The following is a 22,334-nucleotide window of genomic DNA, read 5'->3' on the forward strand; positions in this document are numbered from 1 at the left end:
TCTGTTTTCTTATAAACCGATGGAAGCTCGACCGGCGATCCTCGTTGGCAATCGTCGGGTCGAGCTTGTCGCGCAACCGGGCGCCGGTGGTGCCCGGTTCGATTTTATGACAATTCCAGCCGGCTGTTGCCCTTATATGGCACGGTCCGTCGAGGCGTCGAAGAGATGGATCTGATCCGGATCGACCGACACGCCGATCGTGTCTCCCGCCTTGACCCTGTCGCGCCGCGTTTCGACGATCGTCAGCTCCGGCTGGGTCTCCGCGACGATGAAGGTCGAGGAGCCGGTCGATTCGACGAAGGCGATCGGTATATCGAAACTGCCCTGCCCGGGCGCGACGACGCCGATATGCTCCGGGCGGATGCCGGCGATGAGCTTGCGGCCGGGTTCGATGGCGCGGGATATCGCAAGCTTTTGCTTCACCGCGCCGAAATCCAGGATCAGGTTCCTGCCGTCTTCTGCAGCGATCGCGGGAATGAAATTCATCGCCGGCGAACCGATGAAACCGGCGACGAAGCGGTTCGCCGGCCGGTCGTAGAGATCAAGCGGCGCGCCCTGCTGTTCGATGATGCCGTCGCGCATCACCACCACATGGTCGGCCATCGTCATCGCTTCGACCTGGTCGTGCGTGACGTAGACGAAGGTTGCGTTCAGCCGGTCGTGCAGCGACCGGATTTCCTTGCGCATGTGGACGCGCAGCGCAGCATCGAGGTTGGACAGGGGCTCGTCGAACAGGAAGGCCTTGGGATGGCGGATGATGGCCCGGCTCATGGCGACACGCTGGCGCTGACCGCCGGAAAGCTCGCGCGGATAGCGCTTCAGCAGATGTGAAAGACCTGTCGTCGCCGCCACGTCCTCGGCGGCCTTCTTGGCCTCTGTCTTGGCAATGCCGCGGATGCGCAGGCTGTAGGTCAGGTTCTCCTCGACCGTCATATGCGGATAGAGCGCATAGGACTGGAAGACCATGGCGACATCGCGCTTGCGCGGCGGCACGCCGTTCATCAACTCGCCGGCGATCCTCAGATCGCCCGTCGAAATGCTTTCGAGGCCGGCAAGCGAGCGCAGCAGCGTGGACTTGCCGCAGCCCGACGGGCCGACGAGCGCAACGAAGGTGCCCTTGGCGATCGAAAGGTCGATATTCTTCAGGGCATGGAAGGCGCCGTAATATTTGTTGACGCCTCTGAGCTCGATCTGCGTGGTCATTTGAGGGCTCCAGAGGTGAGGCCGGATACGATGCGGCGCTGCAAGAGAACGAAAATGGCGAGGATCGGCGTCACATACATCGTGGCATAGGCCATGATGTTGTTCCACTCGTTGGTGTTCGGCCCCATGAAGGAATTGAGGCCGACGCTTGCCGGCTGAAGCTCGACCGCCTGGATCATCGACTTCGAATAGACGAATTCGCCGAAGGCCTGCATGAAGATCAGGATGGCGCTGACCAGGATGCCGTTGCGGGCAAGCGGCAGGACGATGTTGAAGAAAGCGCCGACACGTGAATTGCCGTCGACGAGGGCCGCCTCCTCGAGCTCCTGGGGAACGCTCATGAAGGTGGCGCGCACCAGGATGACGAAGAAGGGCATGCTCTTTGCCGCGACCGCGATGATGACGGCAAGCCTTGGATAGTCCAGCATGCCGATCTGCGAAAAGCCGACGAAGATCGGCGTGATCATCAGCGAGGCCGGCAAGACCTGCAGCATCAGGATCAGGAACAGGCCGATATCCACCCAGACATTGCGGTATCTGGCGAGCACATAGGCGCAGCCGACCCCGAGCAGGGTGATGAGCGCCATGGAGCCGAGTGCGATCACCAGAGAATTCCAGAGATAGCGGCCCATGTCGCGGCTTTCCCAGACATAGGCATAGGTGGCCCATTGCGGCGCGGCTGGCCAGAAGCTCGGCGGTGTCGCGAACATCTCCGAGCCGCTTTTCAGCGCGGTGATGTACATCCAGTAGAGCGGGAAGAGATAGATCGCCGCCATGACGACCGATATGGCGAGCATCAGGCGGTCGCGGTTGGTCGTATTCATCCGCGTACCTCGTGGCGTGTGGACCGGACATAGACGACGGAGGCGAACATGACGAAGACAATCATGATGACGGAGATCGTCGCACCCTTGGCGAAGTCGTATTGTCGGAAGGAGAGATCCCAGGCCCAGTATTGGGTGACGTTCGACGAGTTGTTCGGCCCGCCCGAGGTGATCGCGGCGAAGAGATCGAACTGCTGCAGGGTGAAGATCAGGCCGAGCGCGATGATCGCGCCGATGGTCGAGCGCATCATCGGCAGCGTGATCGTCCAGAAGCGCTGCCAGATATTGGCGCCGTCGAGTTCGGCCGCTTCGTAGAGATCGGCGGGAATGCCGGCGAGACCGACGGACAACAGGATCATGTTGAAGGAAGTGCCGAGCCAGATATTGGCGATGATGACGGCATAGAGCGAATAATGCGGGTCCGAGCGCCAGAAGATGTTGCCGGAGATGATGCCGCTTTCCCTGAGGATGAAGTTCAACACGCCGAAATCGCCCGAGAGAATCCAGTTCCAGATGGCGCCGACGACGAGGCCGGGCATCACCCAGGAGACGAGGAACAGGCCGCGCATCCAGGAGGCGCCGGGAAAATTGACCCAGAAGAACAGCGCCAGGCCGAAGCCGATCAGGAACTGGCCGGCGATGGAGCCGGTGACGAAGATGACGGTGTTGTAGAGGATCGGCAGCGTTTCCGGCTGCGCGAAGAGGTCAGTATAATTCTTGAAGCCGACGAAGGGACGCGAGAAGGTCCCGAGGCTGAACATGTCGACCTCCTGGAAGCTCATCACGACATTGTAGATCAGCGGCAGCCCCGCCATCAGGAACAGAAAGCCGAGCGGGAAAGCGACCAGCACGATATCGAAACCGCGACCGTCCCTGACGCTCATCAGGATCCTTTTCATGGGTCCTCCGATACTCCGAACGGGGCCGCCTGGCGCATGATGCGGAAGACGGCCCCTGCCGGGAGGAAATGAAGAGATGAACCGAGGCTCATCCGGTTAAAAGACGCGTTGCTTCCGGTCCCTCTTCTCCCCGCGGGGGAGAAGAGGGAGCAAGCGGCTCGCTCGCAGCCAATGATCAGCCTAGTACTGCCTTGATCTTGTCGGCGGCCTGGTCGAGCGCGTCCTTCGGGCTCATCTGGCCGGTCAATGCCGCCTGTATGGCGTCCTGGATCGCCTTGGAGATCTTCGGCCATTGCGGATGCGGACCGCGCGGCTTGGCGTATTTCAGCTGTTCGAGGAAGACCTTGAGGGCGGCATCCTTCAGCGGTTGGCCGCTTTCGGGGATCGAGATGTCGGAACGGGCCGGAAGCTGGCCGAAGTTCTTGAACATCTTGTCGTCCTGCGAGGCGAAATATTCGAGCGCCTTGAAGGCTTCGGCCGGATGTTTGCTGGTGGCAAAGATCGCCCAGTTGAAATCGCCCATGGCCGAAGAGCGTTCGGCCCCTTCCTTCGGAACTGGGAGCAGGGTGACGCCCCAATCGAATTTCGCTTCCTGCGTCATGCGGTCGAGCTCCCACGGACCGGAGATCGCCATGGCCGCATTGCCCGAGTTGAAGGTTCCGGTCGAATCCCACTGACCGCGCGTCAGCGTATCGGGAGAAGCGAGCTTCTCGTCCATGATCGTCTTCCAGATCTCCAGCGCCTTCACCGCGCCGTCGGCATTGATGTGCTCATAGCTGCCGCCGCCCATCTGGGCCCAGGGAAGGAACTGGAAGGTGCCCTCCTCGTTGGCCTTGGCCGAGAAGGCGAGACCGTAGACGTTCTTGGCGGGGTCGGTCAGTTTGCGCGCATCCTCGACCAGCTCGTCCCACGTCTGTGGCGGTTTCGCCGGATCGAGGCCCTTCGCCTTGAACATGTCCTTGTTGTAATAGAGCGCGATCGTGTTGGTCGCCTTCGGCACGCCAAAATACTTGCCGTCCCACTCGACCGATTTCAACGGTCCGGGGAAATAATTCTCCGGCTTGATGACGGTCGACTTGGCGATCATGTCGGTAAGATCGAGGAAGGCGCCGCGCGACGAGAACAGCGCGTGCTCGGGATTGTCGACGGCGATGATATCGGGCGCCTGGCCGGTGGCATAGGCGCGCATCGCCTCGGTGACGACGTCGTCGAACTGGATCAGCCGGTATTCGATCTTGATGCCGTTGTTCTGAGCGTTGAACTCCTTGACGAGGTTCGGCGCCGGCTGGGTGTCCTTGTCAAGCGACCAGAGCGTCAGCGTGACGTCCTCGGCCTTGGCCGAAAGACCGAACAGCGAGACGCCTGCAAGGGCAAGCGCTCCCAGAATTGCATATTTGCGGATAGCCATGGTTCTCCTCCTTTGTGGTTATCCCCGTGTCCGGCAATTCCTCCTTGCCGGAAACGATGTCATCAGGCCGGATCGACGACGAATTCGCCGCCCCGGGCATGCTTGAGGTGGTTGAGCGCATAGACCTGGCCGGTCATTTCAAGCGCGTCGCGATAGACCGGGTCGTGCCAGCCCTCGATGTCGATCGAGCCCGACCAGCCGGCCAGGCGCAGCTCGGAAATGATATCGGTCCAGTTGCTGTCGCCGAAGCCCGGCGTGCGCATGAAGACGAACTTCTCTTTGCCGAAGATGCCGTGTTCCTTGATGACCTCCCAGCGGATGGTCGCGTCCTTGCCGTGGACATGGAAGAACTTGTGCGCCCATTTGCGGATCTGCGGCAAGGGGTCGATCAGATAGACCATCTGATGGCACGGTTCCCATTCCAGGCCGATATTATCATCAGGCGTCTCGTTGAAGATCAGTTCCCACGCATCGGGATTGTGGGCGATGTTCCAGTCGCCGGTCGCCCAATTGCCGTCCATGGCGCAGTTTTCGAAGGCGATCTTGATGCCCTTGTCGGCGGCGCGCTTGGCAAGCTCGCTCCAGATCTGCTTGTAGCGCGGCAGGCTGTCGGTCAGCGGTTTGCCGCGGATGCGGCCGGTGAAGCCGGCAACGCAGGTGGCGCCGAAGTGATGGGCATTGTCGATGCAATCCTTCCAGCCCTGCAGCGTTTCGAGGTCGATTTCGGTTTCCTCAAGCGGATTGCCGAACATGCCGAGCGTCGAGATGGTGATGTCGCGGTCGCCGATCGCATCGAGGCAACGCTTGCCGAGTTCGGCAAGGTCCTGGCCCTTGGTCGTTTGCCAGAAGAAGGGTTCGAAGCTTTCGAAGCCCATATCGGCGATATCGCCGATGCGGCTTGCGGCATCGCCCTTGTTGCCGCTGACCATGGTGCCGATGCGAATGGATTTTGCAGGGTTGCTCACGTCATGTCATCCTATGCTGAAATTTCGACGCGCTTGCCGGTCTTGGCGCTTTCGATTGCGCCGAAGACCATGGCAAGGCTTCTGATATTGTCGGAATTGACCGTCTCGGGCTGCTTGCCGGTGCTGATCGCCGCGATGAAATCGGCGATGACGCTGGCGTGGCCATGGGTTTCTTCATCGTGTTCCGGACCGGGAACGTTTACGGCTGCAAAGCCATGCAGAAGGCCGGGCTCTTCGCCGGCAACGGCCGCCTTGAAATTCTCTTCGCCATCCCAGGTGAGCATTCCCTTCGAGCCGACGAGGCGCCACTGGCTTTCCCAGCTGGTTCGCTCGCCCTCGGCGCACCAGGAGCCGCGATAGGTGAAGACGATGTCATCGGAAAATTCGAAAATGGCGTTGGCCGAGGCGCCGTGCCGATACCACGAACCCTTTGGATTGCGCTCGACGCAATAGACGGCGAGCGGCTTCCTATCGGCGACGTAGCGCGCCGCATCGAAAGTGTGGATCGCCATGTCGAGAAGCAGGACGTTGTCCATCTCTTCGCGAAAGCCGCCGAAATGCGGCGCGATGAAGAAGTCGCAATGGATGCCGGTAAGGTCGCCGATCGCGCCGCTGTCGACGAAACGGCGAAGACGCCGGACCCCCGATATGAAGCGGCGGTTCTGGATGACAGCGTGGATGCGCCCGGTCTCGGCGGCAAGATCGATCAGCGCAGCGCCCTCGGCAAGCGAAGCGGCCATCGGCTTTTCGCTGAGCACATGGCAGCCGGCCTTCAGCGCCGTCGAGACGACGTCGTATCGAGCCGACGGAATGACGATGTCGAAGACCAGATCGGCCTTGGTGGCGGCGATGACGTCAGCCAGGTCCGAACCGATGACGGCGTCCTCGAGGCCGAACTCCGCGGCAAGCGTTTCCGCCGTCTTCCGGTTCAGGTCGACGAGGCCGACAATGGTGATGGCATCGGCCAGCAGAGGGTTGGAAGCGATCGCACGCAACCAACCTTTGGACATAGCTCCGCACCCGCACAGAATGGCACTGAATTTCACGATTTCCTCCGAGGGAATGGCGCCAACTCCTAGTGACACGCACTCCGTAAACGTTTACGACTGTATGCGGAAACTTTTTGCCGTGTCAATAGAGGTCAGATGCCAAATTGATCCGGATGATTTTAGGCCGGGTCGGCCTAAAATCTGAATCCTGATCTAAACCAAAGAAACAGAGCATGATGTCGTCCGAAAACCGCGCACACTTTTCGGCATCATGCTCTAGGGAAAATCGCCACCGATGAAGGGGATTCGCCAGCTCGCCGACCACCTGGATATTTCGATCGGCACGGTCTCGCGCGCCCTGAACGGCAAGCCCGATGTCAACGAGGAAACCCGCCGGCGCGTGCTGGCTGCGGCCGAGGAACTCGGCTATGTCGCCAACCAGTCTGGGCGGAGCCTGCGTCAGGGAGAGACGAAGGTCATCGGGTTGATGATCGAATCCAGCAAGGAGACGGTCGAGAATGCCGACAACTTCTTCCTTGGCGTCACCAGCGGCCTGCAGAGCGTCTTTGCCCGCCATAAGCTCGACCTCGTGATGTTGCCCTGCCCGAGCGACGAGGACCCGCACGAATATCTGAAGCGGATGGTGGCACGGCACATCGTCGATGCGATGATCATCGCGGACACGCAGCGCGTCGACCGGCGCATCGACTTTCTGTCGCGGGCGAAGATCCCCTTCGTGGCGCTCGGCCGCAGCCTTTCGGCCGGCGATTTTCCATGGATCGATCTCGATTTCGAGGGCGTGGCCGACCATGCCGTCGAGCGGCTGGTCGCGCTGGGGCATCGTCGGATCGCGATCACCGCGCCGTCGAGCGAAGCCAATCTCGGTTATCTCTTTGTCGAAAGTTATCGCCGCGCACTCGAACGACACGGTATCGCATTCAACCCGGCACTCGTCATCCGCGTCAAGTCGAGCGAACGGGGTGGTTACCAGGCGGCCCATGAACTGCTGCTGCTCGAAGAACGGCCGACGGCGGTGATCCTGATCTATGAGCTGATGGCGATCGGCCTTTACCGCCGCCTGATGGAATCAGGTGTCATGCCCGGCCGCGATCTTGCGGTGATCGGCTTCCGCGACGCTCCTCGTGCACGGTTCTTGCAGCCGTCGCTCAGCTGCTTCCGTATCTCGCTCTACGATCTCGGCGTCGCGCTCGGCCGAATGCTTCTCGCCAACATGCAGGCCTATAGGGAATTCTATCCGAACGAGAGCCGCAACATCGTCTGGCCTCTCGAACTGATAATGGGTGAGAGCGATGCGTTTCAGGTCGGGGTCATGGCCTGAGCGCTATCGGCTCGCTTCCGGAAAGCGGAAGCGAGGTTCGTCCATTCCAGCGGCGGCGACGCCTCATGTGCCAGCAGGGAAGAACCGGTTTTCCGGCCGCGGCAATCCGAGATGTTCGCGCAGTGTCGTGCCTTCGTATTCGCTGCGGAACAGACCGCGGCGCTGCAGCTCGGGAACCAGCCGTTCGGTGACGTCGAGGAGACCCTGCGGCAGATAGGGGAAGACGACGTTGAAGCCGTCCGAACCTTGCTCGTCGAGCCAGCGTTCCATCTCGTCGGCGATACTGGCCGGGGTGCCGACGAAGGCAAGGCCGGCATAGCCTCCATAGCGCTGCGCCAGCTGACGCACGGTCAGATTTTCCTCCGCCGCAAGCTTCAGCACCTGAGCGCGGCCGGTCTTGCTGGCATTGGTGTCGGGAATATCGGCCGGCAGCGGCGCATCGGGATCGAAGCCCGAAGCGTCGTGACCGAGCGCGATCGAAAGCGAGGCGATGGCGCTGTAGTAATGCACCAGACTGTCGAGCGTGGCGCGTTTGGCGCGCGCCTCCTCGATGCTGTCGCCGACGATGACGAAGGCGGCGGGCAGGATCTTCAGATGGTCGCGCTTGCGGCCGATGGCTTCCATGCGGGTCTTGATGTCGGCATAGAGCGCCTTGCCGGCGGCAAGATCGCGCGGCGAACAGAAGACCATCTCGGCGGTCTCGGCGGCAAGCTGGCGGCCGGGATCGGACTGGCCGGCCTGGACGATGACGGGCCAGCCCTGCGGCGGCCGGGCGATATTGAGCGGCCCGCGGACGCTGAGTTCCTCGCCTTTGTGGGCGAGCACATGCATCTTTTCCGGATCGAAGAACTGGCCGCTCTCCCGGTCGCGGATGAAGGCATCGTCGGCGAAACTGTCCCACAGCCCGGTCACGACATCGTAGAATTCCCGCGCACGGTGATAACGTTCGCCATGCTCCACATGTTCGTCCAGGCCGAAATTGAGCGCGGCGTCGGGGTTGGACGTCGTGACGATATTCCAGCCGGCGCGGCCGCCACTGATATGGTCGAGCGAGGCGAAGCGACGAGCGATGTGATAGGGCTCGTCGAAAGTGGTGGAAGCGGTGGCGACGAGGCCGATACGCTCCGTCACCGCCGCCAGCGCCGATAGCAGCGTGAAGGGCTCGAAGGAGGTCACGGTGTGGCTGCGCCTCAGCGCCTCCACAGGCATGTTGAGCACGGCAAGGTGATCGGCCATGAAGAAGGCGTCGAATTTCGCCCGTTCCAGCGCCTGCGCGAAGGACTTCAGATGGGCGAAATTGAAATTGGCGTCGGGATAGGAACCGGGATAGCGCCACGCGCCGGTATGCAGGCTGACGGGACGCATGAAGGCGCCGAGGCGCAACTGCCGTGGGGTCATGACTTTCCTCATGGATCGGGCAAGGCGGTCGCCTGCCCCGCATTGGGCGTTCTTTCTGCAACCGTCGCGGCGACGCAGCGGGATATCGGTTACGTAGGAAGTCGCCGAAATCAAATCGAGACCGGAAGCGGCAATTCCGGGTGGGAATTTTATCGCTTGCCAAGCTACCTGGCCCGCGCCGGTGCAGAACGCAAACCCTAATCGCGGCGGTTGGAGACTGATAAGCAAACACTTTTCATTTTCGATGGCTTCTATAGAATTTGTGCTCTTATCTCGACGCTCGATTTCTTTCACCGATAGGCTCGTCAGAATTGGAGACATCGATGAACACAGTGCTGAGGTCAACAGATCAGATCCGGCCCGTGGCCGCCCGTATCGGCAGCGACGAGGAAGCGATCGCCACCGCCCGCAGACTGGCGGCCCAATTTGCCGCGCGCGCCGCCGAGCGCGATGCCGGCCGGATCCTGCCGTTTACCGAACTCGATCTTCTCGCCCAGTCCGGTCTGCTCGCGATCACCGTGCCTGCGCAATATGGCGGGCTCGACGTCTCCAACGCAGTGCTTGCCGAGATCACTGCGATCCTGTCGGAGGCGGATGGTTCGATCGGCCAGATCCCGCAGAACCATTTCTATATTCTTGAGGCGCTTAGAACCGATGGCGGCGAGGAGCAGCAGCGTTATTTCTTCGGCCGTGTGCTGGCCGGCGATCGTTTCGGCAATGCGCTTTCCGAGCGCGGCACCAAGACGGTCGGCCATTACAACACGCGCATCACCCGCGATGGTCCGGGCTACCGGATCAACGGCCGCAAATTCTATTCGACCGGCGTTCTCTTCGCCGACTGGGTCACCGTCTTCGCGCTCGATCCGGAGGATCGGCTGACAATGGCCTTCGTGCCGAAGGGCACCGAAGGCGTCGAGATCGTCGACGACTGGGACGGCTTCGGCCAGCGCACCACCGGCAGCGGCACGACGATCCTCGACAATGTCTATGTCAGCGCCGATTCCGTGGTCTTCCATCACAAGGGTTTCGAGCGGCCGACGACGATCGGTTCCGTCGGCCAGATCATCCATGCCGGTGTCGATCTCGGGATCGCGCGGGCGGCCTTTGCCGAAACGCTTGATTTCGTCAGGACGAAATCCCGCCCGTGGATGGATAGCGGCCTCGATCGCGCTTCCGACGACCCGCTGACGATCGCCAAGGTCGGCCAGATCGCCATCCGGCTGGAAGCCGCAACCGCTCTTGTCGAGCGCGCTGGCCACAAGGTCGATGCCGCGCAGGTCGAGACGACCGAGGAAAAGGTGGTTGAGGCCACACTTGCGGTTGCCGCCGCCAAGGTGCTGACAACAGAGGTGGCGATCGAGGCGGCGAATACGCTCTTCGAGCTTGCCGGAACCTCGTCGGTACAAACAGGTCTCAATCTCGACCGCCATTGGCGGAATGCCCGCACCCATACGCTGCACGATCCCGTGCGCTGGAAATACCATGTCGTCGGCAACTACCATCTGAACGGCGTGACGCCGCCGAAGAACGGTGCGCTCTGAAGCCTTCGTCGCTTTCAAACGAAAACCCCACCGCCGCTGCCGGCAGTGGGGTTTTTCATTGTCGATGAAGCCGTGGCCGCCTCAGCTATAGAGGCTGACCTCCGGTATCCGGTCGTTCAGCACGAATTCACCGACTTCTTTCGCCTTGTAGAAGACCGGGTCGTGCAGCGTGTGGGTACGGACATTGCGCCAGAACCGGTCGAAACGGTATTTGTCTGCCGTCGAGCGGGCGCCGGTCAGCTCGAAGACGCGCGAGGTGATGTCGAGCGCGACATGGGTGGCGTGCACCTTGGCGGTATAAGCTTCCGCCGCCGCCTCGCCGCGCTCGCGCGCCGTCACGTCGCTGCCACGGGCAAGACCCGCCTGCACGGCTGACGCTGCATGGTCGGCAAGGGCTGCCGAGGCCTTCAGCGCCGCGGTGAATTCGCCGACGCGTTCGAGGATATAGGGATCGTCGGCCGCCCGCTCGACGCCTGACGTGATCCACGGCCGGGTGGTGGTTCTGACGTAATCGACGGCCGCCTGCAGCGCGCCTTCGGCGGTGCCGAGATAAAAGTTGACGAAGACCAGCTGGATGAACGGCGTGTTGAAGGTCGACAATACAGGCGGCGCTGCGTCGGGGGCAGCCGGCGCACCGACGAAATCCTCCTCGTAGACCGGGAAGTCGCGGAACTCGACGCTGCCGCTGTCGGACAGGCGCTGGCCGATATTGTCCCAGTCGTCATTGGCGACATAGCCGGGGCGATTGGTCGGCACGGCGAAGCCGGCGATCTTGTCGTCGAGCGTGGCATTGGCGTTGATGTAGTCGGAGACCCGTGCCGCCGTGGAGAAGGATTTGCGTCCGTTCAGCACATAGCCGTTGCCACGACGAGTCAGCACCAGCCCGGGATCGCGCGGATTGACCGCCGCACCCCAATAGAGGTTCCTGGCGACGGTATCGCTGCCCAGCGCATGGGCACGGGCGGCATCGAGGGCCCAATAGATATACTGGCTGTTGACATAGTGGTAGCCGAGCAGCTGACCGATCGAGCTTTCGCCGCGGGCGAGAATGCGCACCAGCCTCAGTCCATCGACCCAGTCGAGGCCGCCGCCACCGATTTGGGTGGGATGCAACGCATTGAGCAGCCCGGCATTTTTCAACTTGATGATCTCGGCGAGCGGGGGACGGCCTTCGCGGTCGAGGTCTGCGGCGCGCCGGGAAAGATCGGCAGAGATATCCTCCGCACGGGCAAAGAGGTCTGCTCGGGTTGGGTTGCGGCTGGCCGCGAAGACGACATTGGACTGGCTCATGGGCGAAACTCCAATTCTCCAAAAGATGATCCGGCGGGAGCTTGAGGCTCCCGCCGGAAGGATCAGCGTGACCTCCTCAGAAAAGCTTGTCCGGAATCCAGCTCGCGGTTGCCGCATCGCTCGTGCTGAAGGCCGGAATCTTCGCAGCCAGTTCCTCGATCGTCTTGACGCCGGCCGCCCGCAGGCTCTCCTGCGTCAGAAGCGTCGGCTTCACGGTAATCTGATGGGGAACCGTCTGACCGGCGATCTCGAGGGCAGCGGCACGGATGGAGACGGCGCCGACGACGGCCGGATTGGTCGCGACGGTCGCAACCCAGGGGCTGCCTTCCTCGGTGATTTCCTGGATATCGGCGGTCGAGACGTCGGCCGAATAGATCTTCAGCTTAGCTGAAATGCCGAGATCGTTGGCGGCGAGCTTCACACCGCGGGCGAATTCATCATAGGGGGCAAAAACGACCGATATATCGGGATTGGCGGTGAGCGCGGCCTTCGCCTGGTCGGCGGTCGAGGTCGCCGTCGTGTCGCTGACATTGCCGAAACGGGCCTTTTCGACCACGCCCTTATTCTCCGACTTGAACTTATCCCAGACCTCGTTGCGGCGGTCGAGCGGCGCAAAACCCGCGACATAGACATAACCGGCGTTGAAGTCTTTGCCGTTGTCCTTCACCACCTGTTCGAGCGCCAGCGAGGCGAGCTCGTGATCGCTCTGCTCCACCTGCGGGATCTTGGGGTTGTTGAGGTTGACGTCGAAAGCCACGACCTTGATGCCCTTGTCGAGCGCCTGCTGCACGACGTCGCCGAGCGATTCCGGAAGGCCGTGGTCGATGACGATGCCGGAGACGCCGAGATTGATCGCCTGCAGAATCTGCTCGCGCTGCTCGGCGGCGTCCTGCCGTCCGGGGAAGACGCGCAGGTCGATATCCAGCGCCTTGGCCTGGGCTTCCGCACCGGCCTGGTAGGCCTGGAAGAAATCGCCGGCCGAGATGTAGCTGATCAGAGCCACCTTGACCCCGCCCTTATCAAAGGGGGCCGGAGCGCCGGACAGGCCGTCGGCTTTTGCGCCTTGAATGAAAATGAACGGAATGACGGCGGCAGACAGTGCGAGCCGTGCGAGGGATTTCATCGTCGCGTTCCTTCTAGCAATCGGAAGCGTCGTCTGACGGGTTGGGAGCCCCGCGACGCATCGGATTATTTAGATATAATCTCTATGTTTTTAGTAGAGTAAATGATCCGATTTTCCGGGCTGCGGGAGATTCTTTGTTTCCCGGGGACAGTTTGTGAGGGAAAGGCGTGCCTGGAGTTCGACCACCCGGACGGGGCACACTCCTGATACAAATGCAGTCCCGGACATGATCGATGCCGCTTCTTCACATTGAAAATATCACCCGCAGTTTCGGGTCGACGCGGGCGCTTGCCGGTGCTGAACTGTCGCTGGAGCGCGGTGAGATCGTGGCGCTGATGGGTGCCAACGGTGCGGGCAAATCGACGCTGGTAAAGATCCTCTCCGGCGTCCTTCCGGCCGATGGCGGCACGGTCAGCTTCAATGGCCGCCCCTTTGCGCCGCGCAGCCCGGCCGACGCGGCAAAGGCCGGTGTCGTCACGGTGCATCAATCGACGGATCTCGTCGGCGCGGCTGGCCTGAGCGTTGCCGATGCCCTGCTGCTCAACCGGTTCGCCGATCGGAGCGCGCCCTTCTTCGTCTCGCGCGCCGGCATCCGCCGCGCCGCGCAGGCAATGCTCGATGCCGCCGGCTTCAGCCTGCCGATCGATCGTGATTTCGGCGACCTCGGCAGCGCCGACCGGCAACTGGTGGCGATCGCCCGGGCGCTTGCCAACCGCGCCGATCTGCTCATCCTCGACGAGCCGACGGCGAGCCTTTCCGGAGAGGAAAGCCGCCGCCTCTTCGATATTCTTCTCAGCCTGCGCAAGCGCGGCCTGGCGATCCTTTATATCTCGCACCGCACCGCCGATCTCGAAGCCATCGCCGACCGTGCGCTCGTCATGCGCGGCGGTCGCGTCGTCGGCACCTTCTCGCGGCCGATCGATTTTTCGAGCGCCATCGAGACGATGATCGGCCGCCGACTGGATGCGGCCCGGCCGGATGCGCGGCCTGCGACCGGTCCGGCGATTTTCGAGATGCGCGACATCAGCCTGCTCCCCGAAGCTGAGCCCTTCGATCTGTCCTTGCATGAGGGCGAGGTGGTGGCGATTACCGGCGTGCTCGGCGCCGGCAAGAGCCGGTTGCTCCAGGCGATCTTCGGCGTGACGGCGCTTGAGCGCGGCGCGATGTTCCTCGACGGCCGGCCTTACCGGCCGAAAAGCCCGGCCGAAGCGATCGCCGCCGGTGTGGCGATGGCGGCCGAAGACCGGCACCGTTCATCGCTGATGCCGCCGGCGTGGCCCGGCCATTCGCTGTCGGCGACGATCAGCCTGCCGCATCTTGGCAAATGGTATCCGCGCGGTTTCCTGGTCGGTGGCCGTGAACGACGCGAGGCCGAGCAGGCGATCGTCCGTCTCGGCATCAAGGCCGCCGGTCCCCTCGCCTCGATCTGGTCGCTCTCCGGCGGCAACCAGCAGAAGGCGGTGATCGCCCGCTGGGAGGCTGAACCGAGCCGGCTGCTACTGCTCGACGAACCCTTCCAGGGTGTCGACGTCGGCGCCCGTCATGACATCATCCGGGCAATCCGCGCCCGCACCGACCGGGCGACGCTGATCGCGACCTCCGACCCGGAGGAGGCCTATGAAGTGGCCGACCGCATCCTCGTCATCGACCGCCACGTGTTGAGGCCCGCGGCACACGGGGCCGCTTTTGCCTCCGTAATCCAGGGAATATCCGCATGACGACGATCGACGACGACACTCTTCCGCAGGCAAGCGCCCGGCCGAAGGCATCACCGCAAGCCGATAATGGTCGTCTTGCCGCCTTCGGGGCGTTCCTCCGGGCGGGTGCGGTGTTCATCCTGCTTACGGCTCTCGTCATCGGCTTCACCATCGCCGAGCCCGCCTTCATCAATATCGCCAATCTGATGAGTATTCTGCAGGCAGTGTCCGTCGTCGCCATTCTCGGCGCCGGCGTCACCGTGACGCTTGCTGTCGGCGGTTTCGACCTGTCGATCGGCGCGGTCGCCGCATCGAGCGTGATGGCGGCGAGTTATGCGATGATCGTCTGGCACCTCGATGCCTATGTGACGGTGCCGCTGGTGCTCGCCTTCGGCGCCCTGATCGGTCTCGTCAACGCCTTCCTGATCGTGCGCCTGAAGGTGCCGGATCTCCTGGCGACGCTGGCGATGATGTTCCTGCTTTCCGGTCTGCAACTGATCCCGACCGCCGGCCGGTCGATTTCGGCGGGCCTCACCCTGCCCGACGGTTCGAAGGCGACCGGCGCCTACGACCCGGCCTTTCTTCTGATCGGCCGCTACAGCATCCTCGGCACCCTGCCGGTTGCCGTGGTACTGATGGCGGTGGTCGCCGTCGCGCTTTTCATTCTCACCGAACGCACCCGCATCGGCCGGCTGCTGTTTGCGACCGGTGGCAACGAGGTCGCGACCCGGCTTGCCGGCGCGTCCACAGTCCGGCTGAAGACGCTCGCCTATGTGATTTCGGGCACGCTGGCAGCGCTGGGCGGCATCGTCATCGCCGCCCGCGTCGGGCGTGGCGATGTCTCCTCCGGCGGCTCGTTGCTGATGGATTCGGTCGCCGCCGCGCTGATCGGTTTTGCCGTCCTCAATCTCAGGCGTCCAAACGTGCTCGGCACCATTGCCGGCGCCGTCTTCGTCGGGGTGCTGCTGAACGGTCTCACCATGCTGAACGCCCCTTATTACACCCAGGATTTCGTCAAGGGCGCCGTGCTCGTCGGCGCCTTGGCGCTGACCTACGGCCTTGGCCGCAGCAATCCCTAATTCCAAGGAAGAAAGACATGACCCGCGAAATCAGGCTCAACGCCTTCGACATGAATTGCGTCGGACACCAGTCGCCGGGGCTCTGGCGCCATCCGCGCGACAAGTCCTGGACCTACAAGGATCTCGACTACTGGGTGCATCTGGCCAAGACGCTGGAACGCGGCAAGTTCGACGGGCTGTTCATCGCCGACGTGCTCGGAGTCTATGATGTGCTGAACGGCAATGTCGATGCCGCCCTGCGCCATTCGGCGCAGGTGCCGGTCAACGACCCGCTACAGCTGATCCCCACCATGTCCTACGCGACCGAACATCTCGGCTTCGGCCTGACGGCGTCGCTCTCCTTCGAGCACCCCTACACCTTCGCCCGCCGCATCTCGACGCTCGACCACCTGACCAAGGGGCGCGTCGGCTGGAATATCGTCACCTCCTACCTCAACAGCGGCGCGCTCAATATCGGCCAGCCGGCGCAGACGAAGCACGATGACCGCTACGATCTTGCCGAGGAATATCTGGAAGTCTGCTACAAGCTCTGGGAGGGAAGCTGGGAGGATGGCGCTGTCGTGCGCGACCGCGAAACAGGCATCTTCACCCATCCGGACAAGGTCCACCCGATCCGCCATTCCGGCAGGCATTTCAACGTGCCCGGCATTCACTTGAGCGAACCCTCGCCACAGCGCACACCGGTGCTCTACCAGGCCGGCGCCTCCAGCCGCGGCAAGGATTTCGCCGGCGCCCATGCCGAATGCATCTTCGTCGCTTCACCGTCGAAGGCGGTGCTGAAGCGCTATGTCGCCAATGTCCGCGAGGCGGCCGAACGCGTCGGCCGCAACCCGCGCGAAATCCTTGCTTTCAACCTGCAGACCGTGATCCTCGGTGAAACGGATGCGGAGGCACAGCGGAAATTCAACGAATACCGCAAATATGCCTCCTTCGAGGGCGCGCTAACGCTAATCTCCGGCTGGACCGGCATCGATTTCGGCCAGTTCGGGCCGGACGAAGTGTTGCGGCACCGCCATACCAATGCGGTGCAATCGGCTGTCGAGACCTTCACCACCATCGATCCCACCAAGGAATGGACGGTGCGCGAAATGGCCGATTGGGTCGGCGTCGGCGGTTTCGGCCCGGTCTTCGTCGGCTCGCCGCAGACGGTTGCCGATCTGATGCAGGAATGGGTCGAGGACACCGATGTCGACGGCTTCAACCTCGCCTATGCCGTGACACCCGAGAGTTTCGAGGATGCCGTCGATCTGCTGGTGCCGGAACTGCAAAAGCGCGGCGTCTACAAGACCGACTATGCCAAGGGAACGCTGCGGGAAAAACTCGGGGGAGCGGGGCCGCGGCTCGTTGCGCCGCATCCCGGGGCTGCCTATCGCAATCTCTTCGGCGAGCCCACCCGCGTCGCCGCCAGTGGCTGAGTGAATAATGGCGGGGTGACAAAAAATGTCTCGCGGTGTCCGAGGTTTAGAATTTAACCTCTATGACAATCGGCGTTTCACCCTGAATATGGGCGCTTGAAATTCGATCGATCAGGAGGGGTCATGACCGTACCATCTATCTCGCGGCGCACACTGATGAAGGGCACCGCCCTGCTCCTCGCTTCGACGACGCTCGCTCGCCAGGCGCTGGCGCAGGCGGCGCCTGCCGGTGGCCGGCTGATCGTTGCGGCCGATTCCGAACCGAAGAACCTCAATCCGGCGATCGTCGCCTCCAACGGCGTCTTCTTCGTTGCGAGCAAGGTGATCGAGCCGCTTGCCGAAGCCTCGTTCGACGGCAAGGACGGGCTTGCGCCGCGTCTCGCCACCTCCTGGGAGGGGTCGGCCGACGGCCTCTCCGTCACCTTCAAGCTGCGCGACGGCGTGACCTGGCACGACGGCAAGCCGTTCACCTCGGTCGATGTCGCCTTCTCGGCGCTCAACATCTGGAAGCCGCTGCAGAATCTCGGCCGCCTGGTCTTCGCCAATCTCGAAGCCGTCGATACGCCCGATGACTACACCGCCATCTTCCGCTTCTCCAAGCCGACGCCGTTCCAGCTCATCCGCAACGCCCTGCCTGTCGTCACCAGCGTCGTCGCCAAACACATCTTCGACGGTACCGATATTGCCACCAATCCGGCTAACACCACGCTTGTCGGTACCGGGCCGTTCAAGTTCGCCGAACACAAATCCGGCGAATATTACCGGCTGGTGCGCAATGAGAGTTACTGGGACAAGGAGCAGCCGAAACTCGACGAGATCGTCTTCCGCGTGCTGCCCGATCGCGAGGCTGCGGGTGCCGCACTCGAGGCTGACGAAATCCAGCTTGCCGCCTTTTCGGCGGTGCCGCTTGCCGATCTCGACCGCATCTCCAAGGTCGAGGGCATCAAGGTGATCTCCAAAGGCTACGAGGCTTTGACCTACCAGCTCGTCGTCGAGATCAATCACCGCCGCAAGGAACTGGCCGATCTCCGGGTCCGTCAGGCGATCGCCCAGGCGATCGACAAGAAATTCGTGGTCGACACCATCTTCCTCGGTTACGCCGCCGCTGCGACCGGCCCGGTGCCGAAGAATGCGCCGGAATTCTATACATCCGATGTCGCGACCTATGCGTTCGACCCCGCCGCCGCCAACGATATTCTCGACAAGGCGGGTTACAAACAAGGGCCTGATGGTAACCGTTTCTCGCTGAAGCTGCGCCCCGCACCCTATTTCAACGAGACCCGCCAGTTCGGCGATTACCTTCGCCAAGCGCTCGCCGTCATCGGCATCGATGCCGAGATCGTTAATGCCGATGCGGCCGCGCACCAGAAGGCTGTTTATACCGACCACGACTTCGACCTTGCCGTCGGCCCGCCGGTCTTCCGCGGCGATCCGGCGATCTCCACCACGATTCTCGTTCAGTCCGGGACGCCAGCCGGCGTGCCCTTCTCCAACCAGGGCGGCTACGTCAATCCGGAGCTCGACAAGATCATCAAACAGGCCTCCGAGACGGTCGACACGGCGGCGCGCACGGATCTCTACCGCAAGTTTCAGCAGCTCGTCGTCGCCGATCTGCCGCTGATCAACGTGGTGGAATGGGGGTTCATCACCGTCGCGCGCGACACCGTGCTCAATGTTGCGGACAATCCGCGCTGGGCGGTCTCGAACTGGGGCGATACCGCGCTGCAATCGTGATAGGATCGGCAGCAATTCTCTTCCAGAGGCCCTGTCCGGCGTGAAACGAGCCATCATCCTCCTGAGGCGCAGGGCAATCAGCAGCATTCCGGTGCTGCTGATCGTGGTGATCTTCACCTTTTTCCTGCTCGAATCCGCCTCGGGCGATGCCGTCGACGCCTATCTCGGTTCGATCGGCGGCGGCGATGCCGCACTGAGGCAGTCGCTGCGCGAGAGCTACGGCCTCGACCAGTCGATGTTTGCGCGCCTCTGGCTCTACCTTTCCTCGCTGGCGCGGTTCGATCTCGGCTGGTCGGTCGCCTTCAACCGGCCAGTCGGCGTGCTCATCACAGAGCGCCTGCCCAATACGCTGCTGCTGATGGGCAGCGCGACGGCACTCTCCTTTGGTATCGGCTCGGCGCTCGGCATCCTTGCCGGGGCGCGGCCGGGTAGCGTGCGAGATCGGATGCTGTCGATCGGCTCACTGATCGTCTATGCCATTCCGAGTTTCTGGCTCGGCCTGGTTCTCAGTATCGTTTTCTCGGTGAAGCTGCGTTGGTTTCCGATCGCCGGCGTGGAAACAATCGCTTCCGGCAAGACGGGATTTGCCCGCGCGCTCGACATTGCTGATCATTTGGTTCTGCCGGTGGGCGCGCTCGCGCTGATCTATCTCGCCTTGTTCCTGCGGGTGATGCGCAGCGGTATGGCCGAGGCCTGGAAGCTCGATTTCGTGCTCTTCGCCCGCGCCAAGGGCCTGTCGCGCGGCCGTATCGTGCTGCGTCACGTGGCGCGCAATGCGCTGCTGCCGCTCGTCACCATGCTCGGGCTGCAATCGGCGGCCATGCTCGGCGGCAGCGTGGTGATCGAGAGTGTCTTTGCGATCCCCGGTTTCGGCCGGCTGGCGCAGGAGGCGGTCAACGGCCGCGACGCGCCGCTGTTGATGGGCATCGTCGTCACCAGTGCCGTCCTCGTCATATCGGTCAATTTCCTCGTCGATCTCGTCTATGCCGCGCTCGATCCGCGCATCGGCGCATCGGAGGGCGGCGTATGAACTGGCTGCGGCGCCTGCTGCGCACACCGGAAGGTGCGGCCGGACTGGCGATCCTTCTCATCCTGCTTTTGGCCGGGCTGCTCGCTCCCGTCGTTTCGCCGGGCGATCCGCTGAGGATCGCCGGCCGCGCGTTGCTAGCGCCGTTCACCGATCCGGCTTTTCCGCTCGGCACCGACCGTCTCGGTCGCGACGTCCTGGCGGGGCTGCTCTATGGCGCGCGGACGTCGCTTGCCGTCGGCCTGGCGGCGGCGTTTTCAGCCATGGTGCTGGGGCTCTGTGTCGGCATGGTAGCCGGTTTTGCCGGCGGGCTCATTGACGAGGCGCTGATGCGGGTGGTCGACGCCTTCCAGATCGTGCCGGCTTTTCTCCTCGCCCTTGCCTTCGTCAGCACCATCGGGGTGTCGACGCCCATTATCGTCCTTGCCATCGCACTCGGGACGTGGGCCGATCCGGCACGGCTGACGCGAGCGCAGGTGCTTGCGATCCGCGAGCAGGATTATGTCGCCTCGGCAAGGGTGATCGGCATGCATCCGGCCGAAATCGCCTTTCGGGAAATCCTGCCGAACGCGCTGCCGCCGGTGCTGGCGCTTTCCGCCACCATCGTCGCCGGTGCTGTTCTCACCGAGGCAGCGCTGTCCTTCCTTGGCCTCGGCAATCCCAATATCGCCACCTGGGGTTCGATGATTGCCGAGGGCCGCAGCGTACTGCGTTCGGCATCCTATCTCTCGATCATACCGGGCGCTGCCCTCGCCGTGACCGTGCTCGGCGTCCATCTCTTTAGCGAGGGTCTCGGCCAGGCGCTCGGCGATAATGACGTGGGGGCGGCATGAGCGGTATTTTCTGCAGCCTGCGACAGCTTTCGGTCACCTATGGGCGCGGTGTCGCGGCCGCGCTCGACGGTATCGATCTCGATATCGTCGCCGGCGAAAGACTGGCAATCATCGGCGAAAGCGGCTCCGGCAAGAGCACACTCGCCCGCGCGCTAGCCGGCCTGCTGCCGGAGGGTGCGAGGGTCGGCGGCGAGATGCTCTGGCCCGGACTAGGCCATGCGCCCCGCCCGGGACGCGATTTCGGTGTCGTCTTCCAGGATCCCGGCTCCAGTCTCAATCCCGTGCTGACGATCGGAGAGCAGGTCGCCGAGGGCGCCAGGCGCCATCTCGGTCTCAGCTGGAAACAAGCCTATGTCAGAGCTGAGGAATTGCTCGGACGGGTGCGGATACCGCAGCCTGAAAAGACCATGCGGGCCTTTCCGCATCAGCTTTCCGGCGGCCAGCGCCAGCGCGTGGCGATCGCCGCAGCCATCGCTGCGAGGCCTGCGCTGCTGATCGCCGACGAGGCGACCAGCGCGCTCGACGTGGTCGTCCAGGCCGAGATTGTCCGTCTGCTCGACGGGTTGGTGCGCGAGGACGGCATGACGCTGCTGTTCATCACCCACGACATCGCGCTTGCCTCCGGTTTCGTCGACCGCATCGCCGTCTTCCGCAATGCGAGGCTGGTCGAGGCTGGCCCCGTCCGTTCCGTGCTTTCGGCGCCGAAAAGCGACTACACCGCCGCCCTGATCGCCAGCCATCGCGACCTCGCGACGCCGCCGCTGATCACGGAGGTGCAGCCATGAACGATGTGCTGCTTTCCGTCGAAAACCTGTCGAAAGGGTTTTCTTCCGGCGCGCGCCAGGTTGCCGCCCTCGACAATGTGTCGCTGACGATCGCGCCTGGGGAAACGCTCGGTCTCGTCGGGGCCTCCGGCAGTGGGAAATCGACGCTGTCGCGCATCCTGCTGCGGCTTCTCAGCGCCGATGCCGGGTCGATCCGCTTCGAGGGGGTGGATTGGCTTGCCCTGAACGGTGCGTCGTTGCGCCGCCGGCGGGCGCGCATGCAGATTGTGTTCCAGGACCCGCTCGCAGTCTTCAATCCGCTGGCGAGCGTTGGCGCCGTGCTCGACGATCCGCTTCGCATCCACGGCGTCGTCGCGAAAGACCGGCGCCCCGGCGAGATCGCCATGCTTCTCGAGCGTGTCGGCCTGCCCGCCGACTATGCCGGCCGGCCGGTCCGCGCGCTGTCCGGTGGCCAGCGGCAGCGCGTGGCGATCGCCCGGGCGATTGCGGCACGGCCCTCGCTGCTGGTGCTGGACGAAGCCGTATCGGCCCTCGACGTCACCGTGCGCGGCAGGATCCTGGAACTTCTGGTCGATCTGCAGAAAGAACAGGGCATTGCCTGTCTGTTCATTTCACACGATCTTGCCGTGGTCCGCGCCGTTTCCCACCGCATCGCCGTCATGGATGGCGGGCGGATCGTCGAGACCGGTCCGGCCGCGGCGCTCGTTGCCGCGCCGCAATCCGATGCCGCTCGCGCGCTCGTTGCCGCCGTGCCCCGTCTCGCGACCGATCCCTGCTGAAGGAAG

19 protein-coding genes are annotated in these 22,334 nt (G+C 63.1%); 10 read left to right on the plus strand and 9 right to left on the minus strand.

Annotated elements, in window-relative coordinates:
* Positions 1-132: 132 nt before the first annotated feature.
* The 6 genes from FHT75_RS10600 to FHT75_RS10625 form a co-directional block, all read right to left on the minus strand.
* Positions 133-1,203 (minus strand): ABC transporter ATP-binding protein, encoded by a 1,071-nt coding sequence (locus tag FHT75_RS10600; RefSeq protein WP_097594784.1) that lies wholly within the window; start codon positions 1,201-1,203, stop codon positions 133-135.
* A complete protein-coding gene (locus FHT75_RS10605; protein ID WP_047613138.1) occupies positions 1,200-2,027 on the minus strand; it encodes a carbohydrate ABC transporter permease in 828 nt (275 codons plus the stop codon). Before FHT75_RS10605 ends, FHT75_RS10600 begins: the two co-directional genes overlap by 4 nt.
* Positions 2,024-2,926, minus strand: coding sequence for a carbohydrate ABC transporter permease (locus tag FHT75_RS10610; RefSeq protein WP_047613136.1), 903 nt, complete (start codon positions 2,924-2,926; stop codon positions 2,024-2,026). Before FHT75_RS10610 ends, FHT75_RS10605 begins: the two co-directional genes overlap by 4 nt.
* 175 nt (positions 2,927-3,101) lie before the next feature.
* A complete protein-coding gene (locus FHT75_RS10615) occupies positions 3,102-4,334 on the minus strand; it encodes an ABC transporter substrate-binding protein (protein WP_047613135.1) in 1,233 nt (410 codons plus the stop codon).
* Positions 4,335-4,396: 62 nt separating this feature from the next.
* Positions 4,397-5,299, minus strand: a complete 903-nt coding sequence (locus tag FHT75_RS10620) for a sugar phosphate isomerase/epimerase family protein (protein ID WP_047613133.1) — start codon at positions 5,297-5,299, stop codon at positions 4,397-4,399.
* Positions 5,300-5,310: 11 nt separating this feature from the next.
* A complete protein-coding gene (locus tag FHT75_RS10625) occupies positions 5,311-6,345 on the minus strand; it encodes a Gfo/Idh/MocA family protein (RefSeq protein WP_097594786.1) in 1,035 nt (344 codons plus the stop codon).
* 238 nt (positions 6,346-6,583) lie between these two features.
* Here FHT75_RS10625 and FHT75_RS10630 point away from each other — a divergent pair, with 238 nt between their 5' ends.
* Entirely contained in the window at positions 6,584-7,627 is a 1,044-nt protein-coding gene (locus tag FHT75_RS10630) for a substrate-binding domain-containing protein (protein WP_097594787.1), read from the plus strand.
* 63 nt (positions 7,628-7,690) lie between these two features.
* Here FHT75_RS10630 and FHT75_RS10635 read toward each other — a convergent pair whose 3' ends face one another.
* Positions 7,691-9,025, minus strand: coding sequence for an LLM class flavin-dependent oxidoreductase (locus FHT75_RS10635; RefSeq protein ID WP_097594788.1), 1,335 nt, complete (start codon positions 9,023-9,025; stop codon positions 7,691-7,693).
* Positions 9,026-9,348: 323 nt separating this feature from the next.
* On the opposite strand from FHT75_RS10635, the gene FHT75_RS10640 reads away from it, so the two are divergent.
* On the plus strand, positions 9,349-10,566 hold the full coding sequence (locus FHT75_RS10640) for an SfnB family sulfur acquisition oxidoreductase (protein ID WP_097594789.1): 1,218 nt from the start codon (positions 9,349-9,351) through the stop codon (positions 10,564-10,566).
* An 81-nt stretch (positions 10,567-10,647) separates the two neighbouring features.
* Here the strand turns inward: FHT75_RS10640 and FHT75_RS10645 are convergent, their stop codons facing one another.
* The gene (locus tag FHT75_RS10645) at positions 10,648-11,856 is read right to left on the minus strand and encodes an acyl-CoA dehydrogenase family protein (RefSeq protein WP_097594790.1); all 1,209 of its coding nucleotides are present in this window, start codon (positions 11,854-11,856) and stop codon (positions 10,648-10,650) included.
* Between the two features lie 76 nt (positions 11,857-11,932).
* Positions 11,933-12,979, minus strand: a complete 1,047-nt coding sequence (locus FHT75_RS10650; RefSeq protein WP_063476107.1) for a substrate-binding domain-containing protein — start codon at positions 12,977-12,979, stop codon at positions 11,933-11,935.
* 233 nt (positions 12,980-13,212) lie between these two features.
* Here FHT75_RS10650 and FHT75_RS10655 point away from each other — a divergent pair, with 233 nt between their 5' ends.
* The 8 genes from FHT75_RS10655 to FHT75_RS10690 all read left to right on the plus strand — a co-directional run bounded on the left by FHT75_RS10655 (position 13,213) and on the right by FHT75_RS10690 (position 22,328).
* Positions 13,213-14,697, plus strand: a complete 1,485-nt coding sequence (locus FHT75_RS10655; RefSeq protein WP_097594791.1) for a sugar ABC transporter ATP-binding protein — start codon at positions 13,213-13,215, stop codon at positions 14,695-14,697.
* The gene (locus FHT75_RS10660) at positions 14,694-15,755 is read left to right on the plus strand and encodes an ABC transporter permease (protein ID WP_097594792.1); all 1,062 of its coding nucleotides are present in this window, start codon (positions 14,694-14,696) and stop codon (positions 15,753-15,755) included. Before FHT75_RS10655 ends, FHT75_RS10660 begins: the two co-directional genes overlap by 4 nt.
* Before the next feature lie 17 nt (positions 15,756-15,772).
* Positions 15,773-17,170 (plus strand): LLM class flavin-dependent oxidoreductase, encoded by a 1,398-nt coding sequence (locus tag FHT75_RS10665; RefSeq protein WP_097594793.1) that lies wholly within the window; start codon positions 15,773-15,775, stop codon positions 17,168-17,170.
* A gap of 123 nt (positions 17,171-17,293) precedes the next feature.
* On the plus strand, positions 17,294-18,904 hold the full coding sequence (locus tag FHT75_RS10670; protein ID WP_097622795.1) for an ABC transporter substrate-binding protein: 1,611 nt from the start codon (positions 17,294-17,296) through the stop codon (positions 18,902-18,904).
* 40 nt (positions 18,905-18,944) lie between these two features.
* The gene (locus FHT75_RS10675; RefSeq protein WP_097622794.1) at positions 18,945-19,934 is read left to right on the plus strand and encodes an ABC transporter permease; all 990 of its coding nucleotides are present in this window, start codon (positions 18,945-18,947) and stop codon (positions 19,932-19,934) included.
* Entirely contained in the window at positions 19,931-20,764 is an 834-nt protein-coding gene (locus tag FHT75_RS10680) for an ABC transporter permease (RefSeq protein WP_097622793.1), read from the plus strand. Before FHT75_RS10675 ends, FHT75_RS10680 begins: the two co-directional genes overlap by 4 nt.
* Positions 20,761-21,549 carry an ABC transporter ATP-binding protein gene (locus FHT75_RS10685; RefSeq protein ID WP_097622792.1) on the plus strand — a complete coding sequence of 263 codons (789 nt, stop codon included), beginning with the start codon at positions 20,761-20,763 and terminating at the stop codon, positions 21,547-21,549. The genes FHT75_RS10680 and FHT75_RS10685 overlap by 4 nt, the downstream gene beginning before the upstream one ends.
* Complete coding sequence (locus FHT75_RS10690; protein ID WP_097622791.1) at positions 21,546-22,328, plus strand: ABC transporter ATP-binding protein; 783 nt, start codon at positions 21,546-21,548, stop codon at positions 22,326-22,328. Before FHT75_RS10685 ends, FHT75_RS10690 begins: the two co-directional genes overlap by 4 nt.
* Positions 22,329-22,334: the final 6 nt, after the last annotated feature.

This window comes from Rhizobium sp. BK112, from assembly GCF_014193215.1.
Taxonomy (GTDB): domain Bacteria; phylum Pseudomonadota; class Alphaproteobacteria; order Rhizobiales; family Rhizobiaceae; genus Rhizobium; species Rhizobium anhuiense.